This window comes from Robiginitalea aurantiaca, assembly GCF_030380815.1.
GTDB classification, from domain to species: Bacteria; Bacteroidota; Bacteroidia; order Flavobacteriales; family Flavobacteriaceae; genus Robiginitalea; species Robiginitalea aurantiaca.
Genome location: NZ_JAUDUY010000014.1, coordinates 1 through 25,837, shown reverse-complemented (window position 1 = coordinate 25,837; position 25,837 = coordinate 1). Strand labels below are relative to the sequence as shown.

The window sequence follows — 25,837 nt, the reverse complement described above, 5'->3', positions numbered from 1 at the left end:
AAATACTACCTGATCAGACCGCTTCGGAAATACGTCGAACAGCTTCCCGAATTTCCTTTTCGGAAGCCGCATAGGAAATTCTGATGCAATTGGGGTTCCCAAAAGCTGCCCCGGTGACTGTTGCAACATTGGCTTCCTCAAGCAGATAGAGTGCAAAATCGGAAGCATCCTTTACCGTTTTCCCACGGAGTTCTTTTCCGAAAAAAGAGGAGATATCCGGAAATACGTAGAAGGCTCCTTCGGGGACATTGACCCGAAAGCCGTCGATTTCTGATAGCAGTTCGAGGATGAGGTCGCGACGCTTTCGAAATTCGTCTATCATAAATTGTATACTGGAAACAGGAGCTTCCAGGGCGGCTATTGTCGCACGTTGCGCTATGGCATTTGCGCCACTGGTGATTTGGCCTTGAAATTTTGTGCACGCACGGGCTATCCATTCAGGGGCTCCTATATATCCGATCCGCCATCCGGTCATTGCAAAGGCCTTGGAAACCCCATTGACCGTTATGGTGCGCTCATACATCCCATCAATCCCGGCAATGCTTGTATGTCCGCTCCGAAAATTGATATGTTCGTAGATCTCATCTGAGACCACAAAAATATCCGGGTGATCCCGAAGGACAGCAGCCAGGCCTTCTAGTTCCTCCCGGCTGTAGACGGATCCACTTGGGTTGCAAGGAGAACTGTACCAGATCATCTTGGTCTTTGGGCTGATGGCATTGCGCAGCTGGTCGGGCGTAATTTTAAAGTCCGAAGCAATATCCGTGGGTACCTCGACAGGGATACCTCCGGCGAGCTTTACGATGTCACTGTAACTAACCCAGTACGGAGCCGGCAGAATAACTTCATCTCCAGGGTTCAAAAGCACCATGGCCACATTGGCCAGGGATTGCTTCGCTCCCGTGGATACAACTATCTGGGATGCGCTATACTCCAGCGCATTATCCCGTTTAAACTTCTTTGAAATGGCATTTTTCAGGTCAGCGTACCCATCTACAGGAGAATAACTGCTGTAGTTCTGATCTATGGCCTCCTTGGCGGCTTCTTTGATAAAATCGGGGATATTGAAATCCGGTTCCCCAAGGCTGAGCCCAATAATGTCTTTGCCTTCATTTCTAAGCTCCCTGGCCTTGGCAGCCATTGCCAGTGTGGCCGAAGTAGACATATTGTTAATACGGTCGGAGAGGTACTTATTCATAAAGGGTAAAGGTTATTGCAACTGAAAATCGGGTTTTTTCCCAAGCTCTTTCAGGTGTTGGAAATGCGATAGAATGGCTTTACGGGTCGTCTGATATTCGTTATAGGGTAAATTGTATTCCCTGGCCGTCTGTTTTACGATTTCCGCAATTTTAGAATAGTGGATATGGGAGATATTGGGAAAGATGTGGTGTTCCACCTGATGGTTCAATCCCCCCGTAAACCAATTTACAATGCGGTTACGCGTGCCGAAATTCACCGTGGTCCTGAGTTGGTGAATCGCCCAGCTATTTTTCATGCTGCCATCTTTTTCCGGAAGTGGCATTTCAGCGTGGTCTACAACATGTGCAAGCTGGAATACAACGCTGAGAATTACTCCGGCTACATAGTGCATCACAAAGAATCCAATGAGTACTTTCCACCAGGCAATATCGAGAACCAGCATGGGAATGACGACCCACACCGTGGCATAGACCAGTTTTGTAATCAGCAGGACGCTCCAGTTCACTACAGGGTTCGGGAATTTACCATAAGACAATTTTCTTTTGGTGTACCGGTACATCTGCTGGAAATCCGTAGTAATGGCCCAGTTAAAGGTCAGCAATCCGTAAAGTAAGATGGAGTAATAATGTTGAAAGCGATGATGCTTATGCCATTTGGCATGGGGCGAAAACCTCAGGATTCTTCCGGCCTCAAGATCTTCATCATGCTCGTGGATGTTCGTATAGGTATGGTGCAATACGTTGTGCTGTACCTGCCAGTTGTACACATTTCCGGCAAGGATATAGATACTGCCCCCCATGAGTTTGTTCACCCATTTTTTTGAGGAAAAGGTTCCGTGGTTGCCGTCGTGCATTACGTTCATTCCCACTCCGGCCATGCCCACACCCATCAGTATGGTCAGTAGCAGGTTGGCCCACATGGGGAGATTCAGGGTCAGGATTACAAAGTACGGTGCAAAAAACAGGGAGAACATGATTCCGGCTTTGAGATAAAGGCGCCAGTTACCGGTCTTTTTAATGCGGTTCTCCTTGAAATAGGCATTTACGCGCTTATTGAGGGTTTTAAAAAATTCCGCGGACTCGGTTCTGGAAAAGCGAATGGATGTATTTTGCATGAGTAAACTTTAATTAAAAAAAGAACGCAGCGGATGCGCCTTTTATTACTGCTAACGAATGTAGTATTTTTGAAAGCTTTGTACAAAGATACGTATGATACCCGAAACCCTTTTCCAATATTTTCCCAATTTATCCGGGACCCAAAAGGAGCAGTTCAAAACTCTGGAATCCCTCTATCAGGACTGGAATACAAAAATCAACGTGGTTTCCCGAAAGGATATCGATGAATTGTACCTCCGTCATGTCTTGCATTCATTGGGAATAGCTAAGGTTTATACCTTTCAACCGGATCAGAAAGTACTCGATGTTGGTACCGGAGGCGGGTTCCCGGGTATTCCGCTGGCCATCCTGTTTCCCGATACCCAGTTTACTCTGGTAGATGCCATAGGGAAGAAAATCCGCGTCGTGGAGGAGGTGGTTTCCGGACTCGGCCTTTCTAATGTTTCGGCCGTCCAAACCCGTGTGGAAGACGTAAAGGGATCCTTTGATTTTATTGTCAGCAGGGCCGTAGCTGCCATGCCAACGTTTGTACACTGGACCCGGGGCAAGCTGAAAAAAACCACCGTTGGGGATACGCCACCCGGTATTTTATATCTCAAAGGCGGGGATCTTACCGATGAACTCAAGCCCTATCCCGGGGCGCGCATTTACGCTTTGTCTGAGTATTTTAAGGAGCCTTTCTTTGAAACAAAAAAGGTCGTATACCTCTCGCGAGCTGATATAGGCAAACCATAAAAAAAGCCCCGTCGATACGGGGCTTTTTGCAATTGTCATGGCATCCTATCCAAGAAACGGGTACCGGTAATCTTCCGGCGTCACAAAGGTTTCTTTGATAAGCCTTGGTGAGACCCAGCGCATCAGGTTCTGTGCAGACCCCGCCTTATCATTGGTTCCGGAAGCGCGTGCGCCACCAAAGGGTTGCTGTCCCACTACCGCTCCGGTAGGCTTGTCGTTGATGTAGAAATTCCCTGCGGAATTCTCAAGGGCCCGGGTAGCCTCAGTTATTGCATACCGGTCTTGAGAGAGTACAGCCCCTGTAAGGGCGTATACAGACGTTTGGTCTACAAGCTTGAGGGTTTCGGCCCATTGGGCATCCTCATAAACATATACGGTGACCACGGGACCGAAAAGCTCTTCCTCCATGGTAACGTAGTGCGGGTCTGTAGTCAGGATAACCGTTGGCTCAATAAAATACCCCTTAGACTTGTCGTATCCGCCACCAGCGATGATTTCGGCATCTGAGTCTTCCTTTGCACGGTCTATATAAGAAGCGAGTTTATCGAAAGATCCTTCGTGGATAACTGCCGTTACAAAATTGCTCATGTCCTCCGGAGAACCGGGTTTGTTAAAAGAGGCTATATCCTCTCTGACCTGTTCCAGAATGCCATCCGCTGTGGATTTGGGAAGGTAAACCCTGGAGGCTGCACTGCATTTCTGACCCTGCAGTTCAAAGGCGCCACGTGTAATTGCTGTTGCCACCTGTTTCGTGGGAGCTGTGGGGTGTGCGATGATAAAGTCTTTTCCGCCGGTCTCCCCTACGATTCTGGGGTAGGTCTTGTACCGGTGGATGTTTTCCCCGATTTGTTTCCATAAATTTTTGAAGACCGTTGTGGAACCCGTAAAGTGCAGTCCCGCAAAGTCAGCATGGGCCAGCAGGGTGTCGGTTATCATAACCGGGTCTCCGTATATCGCATTGATTACCCCATCTGGGAGGCCTGCTTCACGGAAGACATCGATGATGACTTTGGCGGAAAAGATCTGGTGATCACTGGGCTTCCAAACCACTACATTGCCCATGAGGGCGGCGCTGGCTGGCAGATTTCCGGCAATGGCCGTAAAATTAAAAGGGGTGATGGCATAGACAAAACCTTCGAGGGGTCGATACTCTACGCGGTTCCAGATCCCGTCGTCGGAATCTGGCTGTTCGTGGTAGATGTCCGTCATAAAGGTGACGTTGAACCGCAGGAAGTCGATGAGTTCGCAGGCGGCGTCAATTTCCGCCTGATGTATGGTTTTCGACTGGGCGATCATCGTGGCTGCATTAATCTTGGCCCGGTAGGGTCCTGCAATCAGGTCAGCTGCTTTGAGGAAAATGGCCGCCCGCTGCTCCCAGGGCATCGCCGCCCATCGCGTCCGTGCTTCAAGCGCTGTTTCCACAGCGAGATCAACCTCTTTTTTTGAGGCCAGATGGTATTGGCCTACCTCGTGTTTATGGTCGTGGGGAGGAGCAATCCGACGGGTATTGCCTGTACGGACATCCTTGCCGTTGATCCACATTGGGATGTCCTCTGAACCGGCGAAGTATGCTTTGTATTGTTTAAGAACTGCCTCGCGTTCATCTGAACCGGGGGCGTAGCTTTTGACCGGCTCATTTACAGCCGGGGGGACTTGAAAGTATCCGTTACCCATGACAAAATTTTAAGGGGTTATAAAATCCCGTCAAAGGTACGAAACGCAGAGACCTTTTAAAAGCGAATTTAAGGCGCGGGAACTTTAGTTCAGGGCAAAGGGAGCATTGAGCCGGAATGTGGGAACATAAACCCGGAATTTTTCGGAACTGGAAAGGTGTACCATATTGTAAAAACCTTTCATAGCCCCGATAGGAGAGGCCAGCAGGCATCCGGAGCTGTAAGTGTGCGATTCTCCCGGACGTATTACGGGTTTCTTGCCGATAACCCCTTCCCCGTCGAGAACCTCCATTTCGTTCAGGGCATCGTAAATATCCCAGTGTCTGGAGGTGAGTTGTACGGGGTTTGTACTTTGGTTTTCAATGGTGATCGTATACCCAAAGGCAAAATGCATCTTGTAATTCTTGAAAAAAGTTCCCTCAAAACTCGTCTTGACGGATACTCGAATACCTCGGGTTACTTTAGTGTTCATTTTCATAGTCTAAAAAGTAAGTGCACTTCCAATCAAAAATACGATAGCTGCAATACTTGCCAATATAAAAAAAAGATTGTTCAGAAATAAAAATTTAATTGTCGTTTTAAACCACCCCTGTCCGTAAAACCTTCGCATGGAGAGGAAGAGGTATACCGGAAAAATCAGTAACGCCACCCAGATGCTCGTGACGCCAAAGGCCCAGTCGATCAGAAAACTTACAATGAGCAAGATAAAAAAGAAGGCCTGACTGTGAAAGGAAAAGACCAAATTATCGGTGTAGGTGTATTTTTTCCTGATGTAAAAGAGCCAAAGGAAAATGGTAAAAAGGGGCAGGAAGAAAAATATGGCAAAGGGCACGGTCGAAATAAATTCTTTCAGAAAGGTCCCCGGCTGTCTGTTCAGATGGTCGTAGCTGTCCGCAATCCCGAAGGCGAGCTGGTTCTCTGAGCTGTTTTCCAGCTTATATTTTTCCGCGGCCTCCTCAAAGGTGTAAACACTGTCCTGGTTAATCAGTGTTACGAAAAAGGCAGCGCGTTTCAGGGTGCCGGATAACCAGCTTTTTTCATCTATTTTTTCCAGATATCCCCGGGGATCGGCGAGGATAAGGGAGTCCCGGTTTCGCTTTTTTGCCTTCAGCGATCCCGTCAGCCCCAGGCTGTCTATTCCGGTCAGCCCCATACTATCCAGCTCCTTTAAGTCCAGGCTGTCCAACCCCTTAATGCCAGGGCTGTCCAGGTTCTTCAGGTTTTTCAGGCCTTTTAAGTCAAGGGTGTCCAGCGCTGCAATGGCACTTTGCTGATCCGGATCGTCCGTGTCAAAATTCAGGTCCCAGTTAAGGACCTGATCCACGTTATCGGAAGCGCTTCTGCCCTGCCGGTCAAAGCGGTCAAAATCCGCACTAAAGGTGAGCATCAGAAAGTAGATGATCGCAACACTGAGCAGCAGCCGAAACGGATTGGCATAGGATTTGCGCTTGCCGCTGATAAAATCGAGGCTAATTTTTCCAGGACGCCATACCATGGTATAGAGGGTGCGAAAAAGTCGGGTGTCCAGATTGACGATCTCGGCAAGGAATTCTTCAAAAAAATCCTTGACGCTGAGGTGTTTGGTCGTATTTGCCTGGGAGCAGTAGGGGCAATACCTGTCAGAAAGATCCAGGGGTTGTCCGCAATTGAGACATTCTGTACCCCGGTATTTCAGAGGGTATCTGCCGCCTTGTTTTACCGGTTTGGACTCCATAGTTTCAGGGTTCCTTAATTACTTATCGTACTGGAATTTGCGGTTCCTATTCCAATGATGCTGTCGTAAATATCGCCAAAATCCCTGTAGTAAACCAGAATGGTATAGATATTTTCAGTGTAGTCAAACGTTCCGGAAACGGAATTTAATTCAACCATGCCATCAGCCCTTTGGATGACGTATTTAAAGTTGTAGAATCCCTGCTTTAAAAGGAGTTTTGTTTTCATTTTCCCACTTGCCTCGTCAAATTCCATTCGGTTGAGATCCTGAAGGGCATAGTTGTTGAATTTTCCAAAAACATAGACGTTGTCCAGACCGATCAAATCGGTGTAAGGCAGGCTGAAATGAACCCAGGTATACTCGGCTTCCCTTGAGGAGTCGACCCCCTGGAGGGTGCGGACTAAAAAGTCCCCGTTGATGTCCGGGAAATAGGTGTATTTGTCATCGGCCCTGTAGCGGTTTGTAAAAAGGTAATGGTGATACAACTCCTTCATTTCAATGGTAGAAATCATAGATGTAGGGGCCCTGAGGTCACTGGAGTCGAAATTCAGGAATTCGTTACCCCCGTAAAATGCCGTTTGCTGATCGTAGCGGTAGATGAGTTCATTGCCTATGGTATACTGGGGCGGGAGATTGTATCGCGCCGTGGGCCAGTGGTAGTTTTGCAATAAAATAACCTTCACCTCTTTCTTGGGGTTGATCAGATTTATACCTGAGGGGCGTATGCTGAATTGCACCGATTGCTTTTTCCCGATAAATTCAAAATCCCGTGAACGTTTTACGGTTGCCGCAACCTGCACGAGGTCCTTGTAAATGATAAACCGCCTGGAAAACTGCAATTCATCATTTGAGTTGTAGATCTCGAGCATATAATTTCCGCTGACTTTAAAACCGACCTGGCCATTGGGCAGGGTCAAACGGTAGTTGGAATAGGGCTGCAGCGTGGTATAGCTGTTTTCGTAATTAATGATACGCTGGTTGTCGACCCCCTTTAAATACTGTGATTTTAACAGTTGGGAGCGCTCCCAGTTATAATCGCAGTGGACGATGCGATAGTAGTAATCCTGTTCGCTGGCGGTAAGGTCGTCGAATTCAAGTTGGATCCTGTCGCCCAGTTGTATGATCGGAAACTGGTCATCTGTGGGTCCCTTAAAGGTGATCGTTTTGATGTGTTCCGGTTCAGGAACCTCCAGTTGGGCCTGAGAGAATGCAGTCAAACTCCAGAAAAAGAAGGGTAGATGTTTAAGCTTTACCTGCATTTATCGCGATATTTTTCATCAAAGGTAAACAAATTGTACCCCCTCAGAATTCACTTCGATGTACCGCCCAAAAAATGGGGTAATAATTATGAAAACTTTCTTTTAAGTGCTATTTTTGTGCCTAATTTTAACCAAAGGTTTCAAAGCTTATGCCCACGGATGTCCGGATTAAAAAAGGATTGAATATCAACCTTGTAGGAGTCGCTGAAGCCATAACTTCCAAAGCAGTAGCGAGCAACGTATACACCATCAACCTCAGTGATTTTCACGGGGTGACCCCAAAAATGCTTCTCAAAGAAGGAGCCGAGGTTAAGGCAGGGGAACCTATTTTTTTCAACAAGGCCTATCCGGCCATGAAATTCGTTTCTCCGGTAAGTGGAGAACTCGTCGAAATTGAAAGAGGTGCCCGCAGAAGAATCCTCACGCTAAAGATCCTCGCCGACAAGGAGCAAACCACTCTGGAACATACCCCGGTTGACGTCTCCAAAGCTACGGATGATGAAATTCGGGCCTTTTTACTCGAATCCGGGTGCTGGCCTTTTATCATGCAACGGCCTTATGATGTCATTGCCCACCCTGAGGATGTGCCTAAGGCTATTTTCATTTCAGCTTATATTACCGCACCCCTGGCTGCAGATATCAATTATACCCTGAAAGGAAAAGAAAAAGAGCTCCAGGCCGCCATCAGTGGTCTTGCCAAACTCACCCCGGGAAAAGTGCACATCGGAATCGGGCAGGGGCAGGATTCCCCTTTTTCCAGCCTGAGCGGGTTTGAGTCTCACCGCGTGAGCGGGCCGCATCCGGCCGGGCTTGTAGGGACCCTGATCAATAAAATCGACCCCATCAATAAGGGGGAACGCGTATGGACCCTTTCGCCCCAGGACCTGGTCATTATTGGAGAAGCCTTTCTCACCGGAAAGTTCAATCCGGAACGCCTGGTTGCCCTTGTGGGATCCTGTGTTAAAAAACCAAGATATTACAGCGTCAAAATCGGTGCTGAAATTTCCACATTTCTGTATTCCAGTGGTGTAAACCTAAAGGATTTCAGGGTGATTAACGGGAACGTGCTGACAGGATCCCGATCGCGGCCTGACGGCTCCCTTGGATTCTATAACAATACCGTTTCCGTCATTCCCGAGGGGGACGATTATGAATTCTTTGGCTGGAATAAGCCGGTTTTCGATAAGATCTCTCCAACCAGGTCCCTTACCTTTTCCTGGTTACAACCAAATAAGAAATACGACCTCGACACCAATACAAACGGAGAGCACCGGGCTTTTGTAGTCACAGGGCTTTACGAGGAGGTTTTTCCATTGGATATCTATCCGCTGCAATTGCTTAAAGCCTGCATGTACAAGGATCTCGATGAAATGGAACAGCTCGGATTGTACGAGGTTATACCTGAGGATTTTTCCCTAACCGAATTTGTTTGCATCTCTAAACAACCGCACCAGGATATTATCCGGGAGGGCCTGGATTATCTTCAAAAAGAAATAGGATAAGACTATGAGCGAGAAAAGACTGACCATTAAAAAGCGTTTACACATCATAAAGCACCGATTGAGGGGGAATAAGATGGCGCCTGCATTCAGTGCCTTCCATACCTTCCTCTTTACGCCAGATGAAACCACGCATAGCGGGAGTCACATCCGGTCTGCAGATGATTTGAAGCGAACGATGAATATGGTGATCATGGCATTGATCCCCGTATTGCTGTTTTCTTTCTTCAACACCGGATACCAGCATTTTGCCGCGATTGATGCAGCCAGCGGTACGCCTCGCGTTGTCTCGCTTTGGGAAAATTTCCTGACCTGGGAGAACTTCTGGCTTGGTTTTAAACTCGTAATGCCCCTGGTCATTATTTCATATGGGGTTGGGCTGTTGGTAGAGTTTATCTTTGCCGTGATCAAAGGCCACGAAGTGGAAGAAGGGTACCTGGTGACCGGGATGCTCGTACCCCTGATCGTGCCAATCGATACGCCGCTTTGGATGCTGGCGGTCGCGGTGGTTTTTGGAGTCGTCATTGGAAAAGAAGTCTTTGGAGGAACCGGGATGAATATCCTGAATCCGGCTTTGACCATCCGGGCATTCCTTTTCTTTGCCTACCCGACCTGGATGAGTGGGGATAAGGTTTGGGTACACGGGGCCGTAGCCCGAACGGGAACACCGGATGCTATTTCAGGAGAAACCATTTTAGGATCCCTCGCCCAGAACAATGCCTATGACTATAGTACTGCCGATATGTTCTTCGGTTTTATCCCTGGCTCTGTAGGGGAAACCTCGGCATTCCTTATTTTATTGGGAGGCCTCTTCCTTATTTTTAGCAAGATTGCGAGTTGGCGAATCATGGTCAGTGCGGTCCTTGGGGCCCTGGCAATGGGCTTGATTTTTAACGGGGTGGTCGATATGGGATGGATTGGCGAAGGCAGTTCGTTCTACAGCCTGATGAATTTCGAATTTTGGAAGCACCTCATTGTCGGTGGGCTTGCTTTTGGAATTGTATACATGGCTACTGACCCCGTTACGGGATCTCAGACCAATAGGGGGAAATGGTTCTACGGATTTTTGATCGGATTCCTCTCTGTAATGATACGCGTTTTCAACCCGGCCTATCCCGAAGGCGTTTTCCTTGCCATATTGCTGATGAATGTATTTGCCCCGACTATTGACCATTATGTGGTTCGGGGGAATGTCAACCGAAGACTCAAGCGAATGAAAGCGGCTACAATCTATCCAAAAATCACGGATGGGAAATCCGAAGAACTTAAAGCAGAAACCGTTTAACTATGGCATTTAATACGGAAAAAAACCTCTATACGGTTTTGTTTGCCGCCCTTATGGTGGTCGTGGTGGGGGCAATACTGGCCTATCTGGCTTCAGGGCTCAAACCCTTGATAAAGGAGAACGAGCGCTTTGAAAAGCAACAGAATATCCTTTACGCTATGGGTGTAAATGACAATGAGGGCACTAGTTCAGTTAGCTTTATCCCAACGGACAAGGTAGAGGAGGTCTTCACATCCTATATAACAGAACAACTGGTAATCAGCGGAGATCAGATAACCCAGGACGATCAGGCCTACCTGATCGATATGAAAAAGCAACTGGCGGCCCGGAAGAAAGGACAGCCTTATAAATTACCGGTGTACATCGGGGAGAAGGATGGGAAGAAATTTTATATCCTGCCCATGTACGGAAAAGGTTTGTGGGATGCGATCTGGGGATTTATAGCCCTGGATGAAGACATGATAGTTCAGGGGGTGTATTTTGATCATAAAGCGGAAACCCCGGGCCTTGGAGCCAACATCAAGGAGCGTTTCTTTATGGATGATTTTCAAGGGGAATCCATCATGGAGGATGGTCGTCTTGTGGGCATCAAAGTGATCAAGGGGAATAACGACCCTGCGAATACGGACAAACAGGATAATGCCGTGGATGCCCTTGCGGGCGCTACCATTACCGGAAATGGGGTTACTTCGATGATTTCGGAAAGCCTGAACCTGTATAAAGACTATTTAGAATCTGTAAGATCCAATTGATATGGCACTGCTGACCAAAAAAGATGCAAACCTTATAATTGATCCCCTGGCGGACAACAACCCGATTACCATTCAGGTACTCGGTATTTGTTCGGCCCTGGCGATTACGGCCGAATTAAAGGCATCCGTGGTGATGGCCCTGTCGGTAATTTTTGTGATGGGTGTGGGGAACGTAGTGATTTCCCTGATGCGGAATATTATCCCTTCAAAGATTCGGATCATCGTGCAGCTGGTTGTAATCGCAGCCCTGGTAATCGTCGTGGATCAGGTGCTCAAGGCATTTGCCTACGAGCTGAGCAAAACCCTTGCGGTATTTGTCGGCCTGATCATTACAAACTGTATTATTATGGGACGTTTTGAAGCCTTTGCACTGGGTAATGGGCCCTGGAGGTCTTTCCTGGATGGGATTGGTAATGCCCTTGGATACGGAGTCATTTTGATTATCGTCGGCTTTTTTCGGGAATTACTGGGTTCGGGAACCCTTTTCGGATACCCGGTGCTGGGAGATCCTATCGGCAAGACCGGCCTGTATTCCATCGGATATGAGAATAACGGATTTATGATTTTGCCCCCTGCAGCCCTAATTGTGGTGGGGATCATTATCTGGGTACAACGGTCCCGTAATACGGCCCTGATCGAAGAGAACTAATCGCAGATAGAACTGAAGCTTTACGTTATGCTGGAACATCTTGAATTGTTTTTTAAGTCCATCTTTATAGATAACATGGTATTTGCTGTATTCCTTGGAATGTGCTCATACCTGGCTGTTTCTAAGAAGGTAGCTACCGCAGTAGGACTGGGAGCGGCTGTCATATTTGTACTCGGTGTAACCGTCCCGCTGAACTGGCTGCTCGATCAGTACATCCTGCAGGAAGGAGCCCTGTCCTGGCTTGGCGCAGAGTACGCCGATTACGACCTCAGCTTCCTTTCCTTTATTATGTTTATCGCGACCATCGCAACCATGGTACAGCTCGTGGAAATTGTGGTGGAAAAATTTTCTCCGGCACTCTATAATTCCCTGGGAATCTTCCTCCCACTTATCGCTGTGAACTGTGCGATTTTAGGAGGATCCCTGTTTATGCAAGCCCGGGAAATCCCATCGCTTGCCCTGGCATTTAACTACGGCATCAGTTCGGGTATCGGATGGTTTCTGGCTATCCTGGCCATTGCGGCTATCCGGGAGAAAATCCGGTATTCCAATGTCCCGCCACCCCTGAGAGGTCTGGGCATAACATTTATCATAACAGGTCTTATGGGTATCGGCTTCCAAAGTTTCGGAGGGATGCTCACAGGAGGAGATGAAGGAGCGGACAGCCCTGTGCCGGAAACTGTCGTTCGGGAAGCAGTGCTCCCCGAGGCTGAAGGTGAGGCCGTGGAGGTGGAAACAGAAAAGAAAAAGGAGGAAGTGGTTATTTCCTATAACGATGCTTTAAATAAGTAGTAATGATAGCAGCTACAACAACAGTTGGTACGATTCTGATAACGATAGTCGCGTTTTTGATTCTGGTCATGGCGCTGGTGGCTCTTTTGCTGTTTACTAAGGAAAAATTAGCCCCGTCCGGACCGGTTACCATTACGATCAACGGAGAAAAAGAGATCGAGGTGCCTTCAGGGAGCTCGCTGCTTTCTACCCTCGGGAATCAGAAGATATTCCTGCCTTCCGCCTGCGGGGGAGGAGGAACCTGTATTCAGTGTGAATGCCACGTTCTCGAAGGGGGCGGAGAAGCATTGCCCACCGAAACACCGCACTTCTCAAAACGGGAATTGAATGAGGGCGCGCGTCTGGCCTGTCAGGTGAAGGTAAAACAGGACATGAACATCACGATTCCTGAGGAGGTTTTCGGAATCAAGAAGTGGGAAGCTACGGTGGTGCGGAATTTTAATGTGGCCTCCTTTATCAAGGAATTCGTTGTGGAAATACCCGAGGACATGAACTATAAGGCCGGAGGGTATATACAGATTGAAATTCCTCCATGTGAGGTTCCTTACAAAGATTTTGATATCACGGCCCACCCAAAAGAGCACGACGATCCTGAAAAGTTCCGTACGGAATGGGATAAGTTCAATCTTTGGCCCCTTGTGATGAAAAACACCGAAACGGTAGAGCGGGCCTATTCCATGGCCTCCTATCCGGCTGAAGGCCGTGAGGTCATGCTGAACGTGCGTATTGCCACCCCACCATGGGACAGGAGCAAGAATGGGTGGATGGATGTAAATCCCGGAATTGCTTCCTCGTATATTTTCGGCTGCAAACCAGGTGATAAGGTTACCATTTCTGGTCCTTACGGGGAATTCTTTATCAATGAGTCCGAGGCGGAAATGCTCTATGTCGGAGGAGGTGCGGGAATGGCGCCCATGCGATCCCATTTGTATCACCTTTTCAGAACCCTGAAAACCAAGCGGAAAGTGACCTTCTGGTATGGAGGGCGTTCCAAAAGGGAACTTTTCTATATCGATCACTTCAAACAGTTGGAGAAGGACTTCCCGAATTTTAAATTTTATATGGCTCTCTCAGAACCCCTGGAGGAAGACAACTGGAAAGTAAAAGAGGATATCGATGCACCCGGCGATGGATTTGTAGGGTTTATTCACAACTGCGTCATTGATAATTACCTCGATCACCACGAATCTCCGGAAGATATCGAACTTTATTTTTGCGGTCCGCCCCTAATGAATAAGGCGGTTCAGAAAATGGGCGAAGATTTTGGGATTCCCGATGAAAACATTCGCTTTGATGACTTTGGAGGATAATCCCTTCTTGAAATAATTTAAAACCGATATGATTCATATCGGTTTTTTTATCTGTGAACGCCAATGAAAGCACTTACAGAACAGGAACTGCACAACCTTGCGATGAATATCGTGGGACGCGAACTGGAGGAGTCCGGCTATGAGTTCATGGGGGTTAATAGCAAGAAGGGGAAGAATCCCCAATTTGTTTGTTTAAAGGAAAAAATACTGCATTTTATTGTGGTGCGCCCGGTGGCTTACCCTCAAAACCCCTCTGTATACGATACGGAGCTGATGAAGAAGGTCAGGGATCACGCTTCGAAATTTGAAGCCCGTACCTATTATGCCGGGGTGGGCTTATCCAATGCAATGGATCAGAATTTACCGGTTTACCTAAATGAAAAATACATCGTCCAGTATGAAGGCCTTATTGAAATCTAGGGGATGGATATTCCTTTTATGGGCGTTGGTAGCTGTGGGATGCGCGGATAAGGGCCCGCTGCGCGAACAGGTATACCAGGGTGGGGCCCTTGGAACCTCATATGCCATAAAAGTCTTCACTGCGGATACTACGGACCTGCAACCGCAAATCGATTCGGTGTTTAAGGTGGTCAACCAGTCTTTGTCTACCTATCTTCCGGGTTCTGATATCAGCCGGATCAATGACGGAGATACATCTGTTGTCGTTGATGCCATGTTCGCAGAAGTTTTCAAGGCCTCTTTAGAAATACACCGTCAGACGGATGGCTACTTTGACCCTACGGTGGGTGTCCTTGTAGATGCCTGGGGTTTTGGTCCGGGAGCCGCACAGGAAATGGACAGTACCCGGGTAGACAGTTTGCTCCACTATGTCGGGTTAAAAAAGGTTCAGCTAACCCCGGATTCACGTATCGTTATGGAAACCCCGGGGATCCGCCTGGATTTTAACGCCATCGCCAAGGGCTATGCCGTAGACCGCCTCGGGCTGATGTTGGAAGGCAGAGGGGTTTCGGACTACCTGGTGGAGGTGGGAGGAGAACTTCGGACCCTGGGAATGAACCAGCTAAAGAAACAACCATGGGTTGTGGGTATTGACGATCCTCAGGTACTGGATGGGCGCAGAATCAAACAGATCATCACCCTTAGTGATCGGGCGATGGCTTCTTCCGGGAACTATCGGAAGTTTCGTGTCGATTCCACTACAGGCAAAAAGTTTGTGCACACCATCGATCCACGCACCGGGTTTACAAGAGACTCCCGGATCCTGGCCGTTTCCGTCCTGGCTCAAACATGCATGGTAGCCGATGGGTACGCAACAGCATTTATGGCAATGGATTTGGAACGTTCCATGGACATTTTCGAGGCGAATCCGAATCTTGAGGGGTATATCGTCTATTTGAATGACGAGGGAACTGCTGAGGAATACATGACCCCGGGTTTTGAATCCCTGCTTCAGCAGGATTTATGACCCTGCGGGTTTTTCGACCACAGGGATAATCTCCCCGGGAGCCAGGCGATACCGGTCAACTTCTTCCGCCTCCATGTTCTTCGTGTAATCTACAGGTCGCACCCAGAACCCCGACCCCCGGAGAATATCGAAATAATCCCGTCCATAGACCCGTACGTGATCGTATTGGCCGAAAATTTTACGCCGCTCTTCTTTATCTGTGATACTGGGGTCTTCGAAGGTACGCTCCCGACCCAGGTCCTGGGGTACCTGGAAAATACCCCACCCCCCGGGTTTCATGACGCGGAAGAGTTCTTTCAGGGCTTTACGGTCCTCGGGAATGTGCTCGAGGACATGATTGCACAGGATTACATCAAAGGAATCAGATTCAAAAGGGAGGTTGCAAATATCAGCCTTAACATCTGCCAGGGGGGAATTTAAATCGGTTGTGGTGTACTGAAGGTTACTTGCATTTCGAAACCGTTTGTAAAATGCCTGTTCCGGGGCAAAATGAAGGACGGAGTAGGGGCTTGTAAAAAAGTCTGTTTCCCCTTTTAGATAAAGCCAGAGCAATCGGTGGCGCTCTAGCGAGAGCGTGGAGGGAGACAGTACATTTTCCCTTGGTTTTTCATAGCCGTAGGGTAAAAAGGAGCGAAAGGACTTCCCGTCTATCGGGTCGGTGTAGCGGTCTCCTTTCAGGCTTAGGGCGAGAAGGGGGCGCACCCAATAACTCAACCGGATAAGCAGGGGTCGTGGCACCTGTTTTAGCACCCATTTGAATAAATGTTTCATGGGATTTTGCTCAATGTCAGAGGGCAATGGGTTTTTTCCGGAATTCGGCTTCTTCCTCACTTTGAATTCCCAATGCCTCATAGATATAGGCAAAAGTGGAGAGCAATTCGGGCTTTCCATCGATAAGGGCAACATTGTGTTCAAAATGTGCGCTGGGCTTGCCGTCAGCGGTAAGAATCGTCCACCCATCGCGCAACTGCTTGATGCGGCGTGTGCCCATATTGATCATGGGTTCAATGGCAACGACCATTCCTTCTATAAACTTTTTACCCCTTCCGCGTTTTCCGTAATTGGGCATTTCCGGGGCTTCATGCAATTTTTTTCCAATCCCGTGGCCAACCAATTCCCGGACAACGCCATAACCGTGACCTTCGCAATACTGCTGTATGGCATAACCGACATCGCCTACCCGGTTGCCCAATGTGAATTCCCGAATTCCAACATAGAGGGAATCTTTGGTTACCTCAAGTAATTTCTTCTTTTCCGGATCGATTTCTCCTATGGCAAAGGTATAGGCATGATCGCCGTAATACCCGTTTTTGAAACTGCCACAGTCCACGGATACAATTGAGCCCTCCTGAAAGGGTTCATCTGTTGGAATTCCATGAACTACCTGGGCATCCGGACTGATATTGAGCGTATTCGGGAAGTCGTACATTCCCAAAAATCCGGGTTCAGCACCTTGTTCACGTATGAACTCCTCAGCCAGTCGGTCCAGATACAGGCCGGTAACCCCTGGTTTTAATTCACCTGCAAGCATCCCTAGAGTCCTGGAGACCACAAGGGAACTTTCCCGCATTAATTCAATTTCTTCAGCTGTTTTTGCTTGAATCATAAAGGCAAAGATAATACAGTGTGCTGTTTTTTATAAAAAGCGCACCCCCCGGGAACTGACTCAATCCCAGTCGTAGGCGTGTTTATAAGGTTGGCCGCTGAGGATTTTCAGCATATCGCTTTCCAGGTTCTCCACAGGAAATTCCACTATTCGCCCCAGTTCTTCTCCGTCTTTGGAAAAGATGAAGGTTGGGATATTTGTAATGTTTTGTCCTGCCTCATACTCCTGGGGTGTTGTTTTATCCCGGGTCATTGCGATCACTTCAATGGCTTCGATCGGATAGCCGGTGGCTTCCAGAATCCTGACGAATTTGGGGATCTCCCGATGGCTGTCCTCACACCAGGTCCCCATAAAAACGACAATGTCCACTTCCTCGAGTAAGGGTGTAAGGACTTCTGTTTGTGAAGAATCGGCGGTGAACGTACCATATCCGGAAGTATACCAGTCCGAAAATGGCGCTTCTTCCAGTGCCTCAAAACCTGTGGTACCCACCAGGATAACCGAATCGCCATCAGGTACCTTAACCGCATTGTGGCCCGGGCCTATAGCACAGGAACTTAAACAAAGCAGAAATGCAAGGACAATAAAGTTCAGAATGTTTTTCATAAAACTACAACAGAGAGGATTGGGTCATTAATTCAGGAGATGGGATTTCAAGTATTTCCAGAATGGTTGGCGCGATATCACCCAGCACACCATCCCCAATGTGCTTTCGGTCCGGATCCACCATTATAAGGGGCACCGGATTGGTCGTATGGGCTGTGTTGGCACTGCCATCCGGATTGATCATCGTATCGCAATTTCCATGATCGGCAATCACCAGAGTGGTATATCCGTGCGCCAGGCCGGCTTCTATTACGGCTTTGGCACAAATGTCTACTGTTTCACAAGCCTTAATTGCCGCCGGCATACTTCCGGTATGCCCTACCATATCGGGATTTGCAAAATTAAGACAGACAAAGTCCGCCTCCTCCTTTTCGAGTTCAGGAATAATCGCATCGCGGATTTCATAGGCACTCATTTCCGGTTTAAGGTCATATGTGGCCACTTTCGGTGAGGGGCAAAGAATCCTGGATTCTCCGGTATAGGGAGCTTCCCGTCCCCCGTTGAAGAAGAAGGTTACATGAGGATATTTTTCAGTTTCCGCAATCCGTATTTGTCGTTTACCAGCCGCGGAAAGCACCTCGCCCAGGGTGTCCTTGATGTTTTCCTTATCGTAGACCACATGGATATTCTCAAACGTATCGTCGTAATTGGTCAGGGTTACAAAATAAAGCTTCAGCGGATACATATTGTACTCGTGCATCGCCTGCTGACTGAGTACCTGTGTGAGTTCACGCCCGCGATCTGTACGGAAGTTGAAAAAGATAACAACATCCCCTTCCTGAATTCGGCCAAGCGCATGTCCATTTTGGTCCGTGATTGCAATGGGTTTGATAAATTCATCGGTAACGCCCTCTGCATAACTTTCTTCAACTGCTGTTGCTGCATTCTCAGCGGCTTGCCCTTCACCCCGGACGAGAAGATCGTAAGCGAGCTTAACCCGTTCCCAGCGTTTATCGCGATCCATGGCATAATACCGGCCGATCACCGAGGCGATCTGACAGGGTTTATCAGAACAAAATCCATCGAGGTCTTTCAGGAATCCGGCCCCGCTTCGCGGATCTACATCACGGCCGTCCGTGAATGCGTGTACAAAGGATTGGGCCACTCCATTGTCCCCGGCAGCGCTTATTAAGCCCTTGAGATGCGCAATATGACTGTGGACCCCGCCATCACTCAGAAGTCCGAGAAAATGTACGGGTTTATGCTGTTCTTTCGCATAGGCAAAAGCCTTTTGCAATACCGGATCTTCCCTTAGTTTATCCTCCTTAACGGCAAGGTTAATTTTAGCCAGGTCCTGGTAAACGATCCGACCAGCCCCCAGATTCATATGCCCGACTTCAGAGTTTCCCATTTGCCCTTCCGGAAGACCTACATGCATTCCATCGGTGAGCAGGGTGGCGTGGGGATACTTCTTGTACAGGGAATCGACAAAAGGAGTTTCCGCCTGTTCAATAGCTGAAACTTTGGGATCCGGGGAAATACCCCATCCGTCGAGGATCATCAGGATAACCTTTTTATTCATCCGTTTCAGAATTTTCAAGATCAAAAATAACAGGAAATGGGCAGCTTTGCTATTAATTTAGATACTTTATGACTGGACGAAAAACGATCTGGGCTGATTTCTGTGGAAGTACACCGCCTGGCAATATTTTAAAATTACCCCAAATCATAGGTCTTGCGAACAGGTGGTTGTCGGGGGAGAAAATCATGGCCGGGAAGCCTGCTGCCCCCTTTTGCTATAGGTCGGCCCAGTGAATGGGTCCTATTGTATCCTATTCTTAATGAAAAAGCGATGTGCTAAGCTGGGGAGAACCATACCAAAATAAAAATCCCGGACTGGATGTCCGGGATTTTTATTTCCATCACAGGTGACCAAAATGGCAGTCCCTGCAGAAGAAAGTCCTCGAGTTAGAAATCAAACCCGGTAAACATCCGGTAAAAAAAAGCATACAAAGCCATAGACAGCATCATTGCGCAAAATAGCGAATACCCTTTGAGCAAGTACACGACGAAAACCGGTTTACAGTTGTCAAACGCGTGAACGTACAGATTCTTAAAATGTGTTAGTGTTCCCATATAGTGTCTTTAATGGATTAAATCCAAGCTATAAGGGTTAAACTATGTAAGCGGTAAGATTTTGAGGGACCCCAATATACAAAAAATGAAATAGGAGGGCCCGGCTACCCCTTTTCATTCGATCTAAGTGGAATATTTCCCGATGCCTGCACCTATAAGGGGAATGCACTTTACGGTATGGGGGTATTACTATGAGTGGAAAGCTACCCTTGAGCTTTGGTTCTCGTCGTGCCGACATCTGGATTAAAGGGATCCCTCGGGAACCCGGAAAAAGCCTATAACAAATCCGGGTTGATATCGAGGATATTCCCGGTGATGTAGTTCCGGATAAACCCTGTCGTCAGGTGTTCACTCCCCAGAAAATCATCTTTTTCGAGGATTTTCATAATGTTCATCTTCCGGAAGGCCGAAAGCATGGGTATGGAAAGTGGGGCGTAGCTGTAATGCCAGGGCTCATATTTAAAGCCGCGTCGTTTTGGGTTGTCTGTGTAGACCAGATAGAATCCATACTCCTCGGAGTGGTCATCCATCCAGACTTTAAAGTCTTCAAAAGGACCTCCGGCTTCGAATTTATCGGGTACCAGCAGATCCCCTTCCGACCGTTTTGAGCCATCCACCAGGTCTGCATCGGTTCCCCAGTGGTGACGGCTCGTCCCTGGAATCGTGGAGTATTTGACAATTTCATCTACAGCCTCCAGGGGCTCCATCCCATCTTCTTCGGTATAGTTGATATACTTGCGCTCGAAAATCCCGCGTTGCCGCTCATAATCCCTGAAACTACTGACTACTTTGATGTCTATCCCGTCCTGGTAGGCCGCTTTCTTCATTCTGATGAAGGCATCGTGGGCTTCCTTTCTCAGGTTGATGCCCTCGCCGAAGAGTTCGATGTCGGCTTTCCCGGTTAATTCTTCAACGCTGTAGATTTGTTCCTGTGCAAAGAGATGATTCAGGGGAAGGGTAAAGGCAAGGCTGCCAAGACTCCCACGAATCAGAAAATTTCTTCGGTTCATTATTTGTGAATTACATCCTTATTGAGCGGGCGCGAAAACCAGAGTGCACCGGCATTTTCTCAACCTGTTTCCCTGCAGGTCTGGTCCGAAGGTATAAAATTCAATAGAAAAATACCGGATAGGTGCTTATCTGCTCAGATAGAAATATCCCTGATGTTTCTGACGCAGTTCCGGGAAGGTGATCATGTAAAAATACACCCCTTCAGGTAAGCCTTTCCCCCGTTCAAACGAACCCCGGGTATTGGAATTCCCGTCGAATTCATTTTGATAATTCTCCTTCGTATATACCAGGGCTCCGCTTTGGGTGAAAATCTGCAGTGTATTATTCGGGGCTTCTGAAACGGCGTCGATGATCAGGCGTTCATTTCTCCCGTCCCCGTTGGGTGAGAGGAAATAATTATCAAGTTCCAGCACGCTCAGGGAACCGGTTGCGTCGGACATACCGCCTAAGGTGAGAATTTCATATTCACCCGGGTTAAAGACATCAGAACGCACCGTACCACTGGCGAGATTTCCTTCCGTTCTGGTATTTCCTAGATCCTCCCAATGTCTGGTGGCCTTGTTCCATCCAACCACCCGGAGGTTCTCCGTATCGGTTGAGAGGTTGCGGACCTCACTTCTGGAATCCCAGCTTAGGGTTACCTGTGAGGGAAGATCTGCCTGCAGGTACCAGAATTCCCTCTTGCTAACCTGTAGGCCAAATTCCGCCTGGCTACTTGTATTATATGCCTTTGCCAGGCTTACGGGCGCATTCGGATCCTCCGGAAAATAGGCACAAACCCCTGAAGGGTTAACGGCCGAAGCATTTATGGTCAGGGGCCGAAGCCGATTGGGATCTCCCACCGGGAAGGTAAAATCCTGCTTGTTTTGAAAGGATACAAAGCCGTCTACCTTAGAGACGTCACTTTCCCCTGTGTAAAAGGTGTCGTACTGGAATTTTAAAGTATAGGGTGCCTCTGTGTTCCGGGCGGTTTGGACATCCCCTTCAATAAGGTTTCCATTGTTATTGATCACCAGATCGTTTTCCAGGATAACTCCTAGGGGTGCAGCAAACTCGGCATCAAAAAGTTCTATTCCGGAGGAACCGGTAATCCTCAGTGGGGTATCGTCCGAATAGAAGCCCACAAGCCCCTGGTTTTCAGAAAACTCCCCGTCATTTCGAAAATCGGCGTGAAAGCCCATCTGCCCATCCTTGTGCAGTCTCATTTCTGCCCCGTGATTCACGATCGCACTCTGAGCGGCCCCCTCAGAAATTGAGAGTCCGGCTATCGCAAAGGCCGCTAAATAGGTATATACTTTCATTTTTTCTACCAGCTAGAGAGGGCAGCCCGAACCCAGGAGTTAGGAGCTACGCATACATAGATGAAATTCGCATCGATCCGGATTTCCCCAGTTTCCCCTGGGGCCGAGGAGGAGGCGGGTGCCGCATCCCCTGAGAAGATATATCCGTTGCCAAAGTAGACGTCGGTGATAGCATCATTACCAATCGTTACTGTTAATGACCCATTGCCAACGGCACCATGGCCAATAACTATCTGATTATTCTCGCCATTAGCATTTGCTCGCGTATTTGAACCAAGGAAAACCGAACGATCTGAATTTGTATTTTGGGACCCATTAGCAATTAGATTTCCAGCTGTTCTTCCGAAAGCGATATTATCCGAACCGGTGTTCAATGAGGTCAATGCACTTGTACCCAAAGCAGAATTACTTGCACCATCAGTATTTGACGCTAAGGCTCCAAATCCAAATCCACTATTGCCATTTCCTATGTTATTAATCAAGGCAGAATTACCCATTGCAGTATTGTTAACACCGCTAACATTAGAAAACAAAGCCTCGGTCCCAATAGCGGTATTTCGAATCCCAGTCACATTCGAGCCCAGGGCTGAAACACCCACGGCAACATTCTCGCGTCCTGAAGGATCAAGGGCCGTATTTTCCCCGGCACCATTCCCTACAAATACGTTATTCGTTCCTACATTCGGATCGCTTCCTCCACCGCCTGAAATAGGTTCTCCATCTACAAATACGGTTCCGTGCAGGTACGTTTCTTCAATATTGTCTGCCCCGATCGTGACCGTATTCGTGCCATTTCCGATGGCATTATGGCCAATAACAATTTCGTTGCTCTGTCCATTGGCTGAAGAGCTCGTGGATTCTCCGATAAAAATGGAATTGGAGACCTCCGTTAGATTGCTGCCATTTGCCTGAAGCCTCCCGGCCCTGAAACCTATGGCGACGTTGTTATCTCCTGTTGTCTGCCACTGCAGGGCTTGCTCCCCGACCGCAGTGTTACGGAAACCATCGGTTGATCTTAAGGCATTCATTCCGACGGCACTATTATTATCCCCATTCACAAGGTCCCTGAGGGCGTTGACCCCAAAAGCACTATTGTTCACCCCGCTCACGTTGCGCCTAAGGGAGTTGAAACCAAAGGCACTATTATTATTGGCACGTGATTCCCTGAGGGCGTTGTACCCAAAAGCACTGTTATTGCTGGAACCCACATTAGAGTCCAATGAAAAACTTCCCGTCGCTGTATTGTAGTTCCCAGTAGAATTTGAGCGGAAGGAGCTGAAACCCAAAGCTACATTACGGATTCCGGATGTATTGCTATCTCCGGCTTCTGAGCCGGCAAATAAATTCTCACCTGAATTCTTTACCCCACCCACAGGATTCCAGATCCCATTTTCGTAATAAAACAAACTTTCTTCATCCGTGTTGTAGACAATACCTCCTTCTAACGGGGTGATCGCATTCATTTGACCCGTAGTGACCCGTGGGGGGACAAAGACCTGATTGCGGCTTTCCATTTCAAGGAGGGATGCGGGGTCTATAGTGCCCGGGTTGTCACCCAGCTTTAGCCCCTGGGCTGAGGCGCCAGCCAATGAGCCCAGCAATAGCATTGTGAAAAGTAATTTTGTCTTCATAATCTGTTGGAACCTATGTTATTATTCCCTCGAAGATAGAAAAGTGAATTGTGCAGAACAAGCAATATGTTGAGAAATGCGCATTCGGTGTTATCAAAACACTAAAATGCAGGCTATTCGCAGCAGAAATTGAAGGTTTGAGACGGGAATTAGGCTTAACGGTCCAGGTAAAGAAAGCCCTGAAATTCAAGGCCCAGGTCAAAAAGGGTAGCCAGAAAGAAGTAAACGCCTTCGGAAAGCCCGGCATTTTGGTTTATGATCAGGCTGTTTACATTGGCAGTACCGTCGAACTCATCCTGGTAATTATTCAGTTCAAAAACCTTGAGGCCGTTGCGGTCAAAAATTTGCAATTTGTTATTTCGGGAATCCACGAGTTCTTCGATAATTAGAACATCGTTGATGCCATCCCCATTCGGACTCATAAAGTAGTTATCCAGGGTCGGTATTTCCACTGGTTGGGCCAGAGAGCCAAAAGTCAGGATTTCATAGGCATCGGGGGTGAGGGGTTCTGAAATCGCAAAACCGCTCAGCAGGTCACCGACAACGGATTGGGTTCCCAGGGATTCCCATCGCTGGGTAGCTTTTCTCCAGCCCATAAGTGTGACCTCCCCAACCGACGTGGCAATATTCCCCAGATTGCTGTTTGGGTTCCAGCTCAAAGTGACTTGGCCGGTGCTGCTTCCCTCAAGGCGCCAGAATTCCGTTGTGGAAATGGCTGCGATGGAAAGCGGTTTCAGATCGGTCCGAAAAGGGGGGAACGCGCTGGGGGCATTGGGATTTTCCCGGAAATAGGCACATTTGGCAATTGGGAAAACGGCCCCCTCAAGGGTAAGTGGGCGGTATTCCGCAGCATCCCCAACGGGGAACACCATACTCGATTGATTGATCACCGTAACATATCCGTTAACTTTAGATCTGTTGGCCTCGCCCACCGTAAAGGCGTCTTGGAGCAGGGTGACCGATAGCTCCGGGAGGGCTTTGTCTGTTTCGAGATCTCCCTGTATAAAGTTGAGGTTGTTGGCAACCGACATGGATTGGTCCAGTATAACGGAGGGACCCCGGAAAATTTCTGTATCATAGAGCAGGGGGGCAAAATCTCCTGAGATCCTTAGCTCACCAAACCCGTAAAAACCCAGCAAACCCGCGTCCTGCTCAAAGGGAGCCTGGTTTACAAATGAACCGTAAAGGCCTACTTGCGCCCCTTCGTGGAATTGCATACCACCGTAGTGCTGGAGTGTGGGTTGTGAGAATCCCGAAACTCCAATGCTGAATGTAAATATTAGGAGGAGAATCCGCATACCTAGTTTTCAGATTTTTCAATCAACAGTCTTTCAATACGTTCCAACCGGGTTTTCAATAATGAAACTTCTTTTTCCAGCGTTTTCTTGTCGGTTTCCAGGATATCGATTCGGCGTTTTTGTTCGATCGTATGCAAAAACAACTCCTCAATTTTCTCTAAGTTGATTTCCGTAGCGCGGTTTAGTACGATCCCTCCTTTTTCGGAAACTTCTTTCGCAGAAGGTACCCCGGGAAGGTGGTGGTTTTTGCGGATAAAAGATTCGATTTCCTCAAGTTTATAGAGCTTGTATTCGGGATTACGTCCCGACTTTCCGTCAAAATATTTTTCAAAAACATAATCAGGGGTAATCGATCCGCTTGCCAGAATATTGCCGTTAACGTGAAGGCGTTCGGTAGGTGTAGCGATGCCTATGCCTATATTCTGACTGGCATTTATCCTAAACGCCTCCGTACCATCTGTTGAAAAGGCCAGCTGATTTTCTGCTGCTCGAAACATGCCGGTATCGGTGTCACCATTGGTGTAAAACCCGTAACCCGGATTCCCCACACTTCCTTCTGTAGAGGCAAATCCACTTCTGGCCTGTATCTGTCCTTCAACATCCAATTTGCTTTGAGGATTTGCTCTGCCTATCCCAATGGAACCTGAACCGTCAAAACCGAGGTCAAATCCATTTAAGTCATACACGCGGTTTTCTGTTTGAATGAGATTTCCTGTCGCTAATGATGGGGCCGGTACGGCTACTGCATCTACATACGCTTTGGTAGCTGCATCCTGGGCTGCCGTCGGATCTGCAAGGTTGGCAATAGCCGCGCCTCCGGCATCGTTGCCTTCTGTAAGTACACTGCCCAGATCCTGGATCTCGTTTGAGGAATCATTGTCGTTATCTGCCACTGAGAT

Annotated in this window: 25 protein-coding genes; 9 read left to right on the top strand and 16 right to left on the bottom strand. The window is 48.1% G+C overall.

Annotated features, from left to right (window positions below; translation table 11 throughout):
* Nucleotides 1-13: 13 nt before the first annotated feature.
* Together QU605_RS14880 and QU605_RS14875 are read right to left on the bottom strand one after the other, a co-directional pair.
* Nucleotides 14-1,198: a pyridoxal phosphate-dependent aminotransferase gene (locus tag QU605_RS14880; protein ID WP_289726124.1), complete on the bottom strand. Its 1,185-nt coding sequence runs from the start codon at nt 1,196-1,198 to the stop codon at nt 14-16.
* A gap of 12 nt (nt 1,199-1,210) precedes the next feature.
* Nucleotides 1,211-2,314, bottom strand: a complete 1,104-nt coding sequence (locus tag QU605_RS14875) for a fatty acid desaturase family protein (protein ID WP_289726123.1) — start codon at nt 2,312-2,314, stop codon at nt 1,211-1,213.
* Between the two features lie 94 nt (nt 2,315-2,408).
* Between QU605_RS14875 and rsmG the strand changes: the two genes are divergently transcribed.
* Entirely contained in the window at nt 2,409-3,050 is a 642-nt protein-coding gene (gene rsmG / locus QU605_RS14870) for a 16S rRNA (guanine(527)-N(7))-methyltransferase RsmG (protein ID WP_289726122.1), read from the top strand.
* Nucleotides 3,051-3,095: 45 nt separating this feature from the next.
* On the opposite strand, the gene pruA is transcribed toward rsmG, so the two are convergent.
* The 4 genes from pruA to QU605_RS14850 all read right to left on the bottom strand — a co-directional run bounded on the left by pruA (nt 3,096) and on the right by QU605_RS14850 (nt 7,696).
* A complete protein-coding gene (pruA, locus tag QU605_RS14865; RefSeq protein ID WP_289726121.1) occupies nt 3,096-4,724 on the bottom strand; it encodes an L-glutamate gamma-semialdehyde dehydrogenase in 1,629 nt (542 codons plus the stop codon).
* 84 nt (nt 4,725-4,808) lie between these two features.
* Entirely contained in the window at nt 4,809-5,195 is a 387-nt protein-coding gene (apaG, locus tag QU605_RS14860) for a Co2+/Mg2+ efflux protein ApaG (protein WP_289726120.1), read from the bottom strand.
* Between the two features lie 9 nt (nt 5,196-5,204).
* Nucleotides 5,205-6,437, bottom strand: coding sequence for a DUF3667 domain-containing protein (locus QU605_RS14855; protein WP_289726119.1), 1,233 nt, complete (start codon nt 6,435-6,437; stop codon nt 5,205-5,207).
* Nucleotides 6,438-6,451: 14 nt separating this feature from the next.
* Entirely contained in the window at nt 6,452-7,696 is a 1,245-nt protein-coding gene (locus QU605_RS14850) for a type IX secretion system plug protein (protein ID WP_289726118.1), read from the bottom strand.
* A gap of 149 nt (nt 7,697-7,845) precedes the next feature.
* Between QU605_RS14850 and QU605_RS14845 the strand changes: the two genes are divergently transcribed.
* From QU605_RS14845 to QU605_RS14810, 8 genes are all read left to right on the top strand, one after another.
* Nucleotides 7,846-9,198 carry a Na(+)-translocating NADH-quinone reductase subunit A gene (locus QU605_RS14845; RefSeq protein ID WP_289726117.1) on the top strand — a complete coding sequence of 451 codons (1,353 nt, stop codon included), beginning with the start codon at nt 7,846-7,848 and terminating at the stop codon, nt 9,196-9,198.
* A gap of 4 nt (nt 9,199-9,202) precedes the next feature.
* Nucleotides 9,203-10,480, top strand: coding sequence for an NADH:ubiquinone reductase (Na(+)-transporting) subunit B (locus tag QU605_RS14840; protein WP_289726116.1), 1,278 nt, complete (start codon nt 9,203-9,205; stop codon nt 10,478-10,480).
* A gap of 2 nt (nt 10,481-10,482) precedes the next feature.
* On the top strand, nt 10,483-11,232 hold the full coding sequence (locus tag QU605_RS14835; RefSeq protein ID WP_289726115.1) for a Na(+)-translocating NADH-quinone reductase subunit C: 750 nt from the start codon (nt 10,483-10,485) through the stop codon (nt 11,230-11,232).
* Between the two features lies 1 nt (nt 11,233).
* Nucleotides 11,234-11,881: an NADH:ubiquinone reductase (Na(+)-transporting) subunit D gene (locus QU605_RS14830; RefSeq protein WP_289726114.1), complete on the top strand. Its 648-nt coding sequence runs from the start codon at nt 11,234-11,236 to the stop codon at nt 11,879-11,881.
* Nucleotides 11,882-11,908: 27 nt separating this feature from the next.
* Nucleotides 11,909-12,673, top strand: a complete 765-nt coding sequence (nqrE, locus tag QU605_RS14825; protein WP_289726113.1) for an NADH:ubiquinone reductase (Na(+)-transporting) subunit E — start codon at nt 11,909-11,911, stop codon at nt 12,671-12,673.
* 2 nt (nt 12,674-12,675) lie between these two features.
* Nucleotides 12,676-13,983: an NADH:ubiquinone reductase (Na(+)-transporting) subunit F gene (gene nqrF, locus QU605_RS14820; RefSeq protein WP_289726112.1), complete on the top strand. Its 1,308-nt coding sequence runs from the start codon at nt 12,676-12,678 to the stop codon at nt 13,981-13,983.
* A 63-nt stretch (nt 13,984-14,046) separates the two neighbouring features.
* Nucleotides 14,047-14,403, top strand: a complete 357-nt coding sequence (locus QU605_RS14815) for a DUF8840 domain-containing protein (protein ID WP_289726111.1) — start codon at nt 14,047-14,049, stop codon at nt 14,401-14,403.
* Nucleotides 14,381-15,409: an FAD:protein FMN transferase gene (locus QU605_RS14810; RefSeq protein WP_289726110.1), complete on the top strand. Its 1,029-nt coding sequence runs from the start codon at nt 14,381-14,383 to the stop codon at nt 15,407-15,409. The genes QU605_RS14815 and QU605_RS14810 overlap by 23 nt, the downstream gene beginning before the upstream one ends.
* Here QU605_RS14810 and QU605_RS14805 read toward each other — a convergent pair.
* The 10 genes from QU605_RS14805 to QU605_RS14765 form a co-directional block, all read right to left on the bottom strand.
* Entirely contained in the window at nt 15,404-16,180 is a 777-nt protein-coding gene (locus tag QU605_RS14805; RefSeq protein WP_289726109.1) for a class I SAM-dependent methyltransferase, read from the bottom strand. The two genes, QU605_RS14810 and QU605_RS14805, sit on opposite strands and share 6 nt — an antisense overlap.
* Nucleotides 16,181-16,196: 16 nt before the next feature.
* Nucleotides 16,197-17,015 (bottom strand): type I methionyl aminopeptidase, encoded by an 819-nt coding sequence (gene map, locus QU605_RS14800; RefSeq protein ID WP_289726108.1) that lies wholly within the window; start codon nt 17,013-17,015, stop codon nt 16,197-16,199.
* A 60-nt stretch (nt 17,016-17,075) separates the two neighbouring features.
* Nucleotides 17,076-17,621, bottom strand: a complete 546-nt coding sequence (locus tag QU605_RS14795; protein ID WP_289726107.1) for a TlpA family protein disulfide reductase — start codon at nt 17,619-17,621, stop codon at nt 17,076-17,078.
* A 4-nt stretch (nt 17,622-17,625) separates the two neighbouring features.
* Nucleotides 17,626-19,143, bottom strand: a complete 1,518-nt coding sequence (gene gpmI / locus QU605_RS14790) for a 2,3-bisphosphoglycerate-independent phosphoglycerate mutase (protein WP_289726106.1) — start codon at nt 19,141-19,143, stop codon at nt 17,626-17,628.
* Nucleotides 19,144-19,529: 386 nt separating this feature from the next.
* Entirely contained in the window at nt 19,530-19,697 is a 168-nt protein-coding gene (locus tag QU605_RS15455; protein WP_353655897.1) for a DUF6747 family protein, read from the bottom strand.
* A gap of 275 nt (nt 19,698-19,972) precedes the next feature.
* Nucleotides 19,973-20,707 carry a M15 family metallopeptidase gene (locus QU605_RS14785; RefSeq protein WP_289726105.1) on the bottom strand — a complete coding sequence of 245 codons (735 nt, stop codon included), beginning with the start codon at nt 20,705-20,707 and terminating at the stop codon, nt 19,973-19,975.
* Between the two features lie 126 nt (nt 20,708-20,833).
* A complete protein-coding gene (locus tag QU605_RS14780; protein ID WP_289726104.1) occupies nt 20,834-22,009 on the bottom strand; it encodes a T9SS type B sorting domain-containing protein in 1,176 nt (391 codons plus the stop codon).
* Between the two features lie 5 nt (nt 22,010-22,014).
* Complete coding sequence (locus QU605_RS14775; protein WP_289726103.1) at nt 22,015-23,640, bottom strand: phage tail-like protein; 1,626 nt, start codon at nt 23,638-23,640, stop codon at nt 22,015-22,017.
* A gap of 155 nt (nt 23,641-23,795) precedes the next feature.
* On the bottom strand, nt 23,796-24,938 hold the full coding sequence (locus tag QU605_RS14770) for a T9SS type B sorting domain-containing protein (protein ID WP_289726102.1): 1,143 nt from the start codon (nt 24,936-24,938) through the stop codon (nt 23,796-23,798).
* A 2-nt stretch (nt 24,939-24,940) separates the two neighbouring features.
* Nucleotides 24,941-25,837: hypothetical protein (locus tag QU605_RS14765; RefSeq protein WP_289726100.1), on the bottom strand; the 897-nt coding region annotated here is incomplete at its 5' end.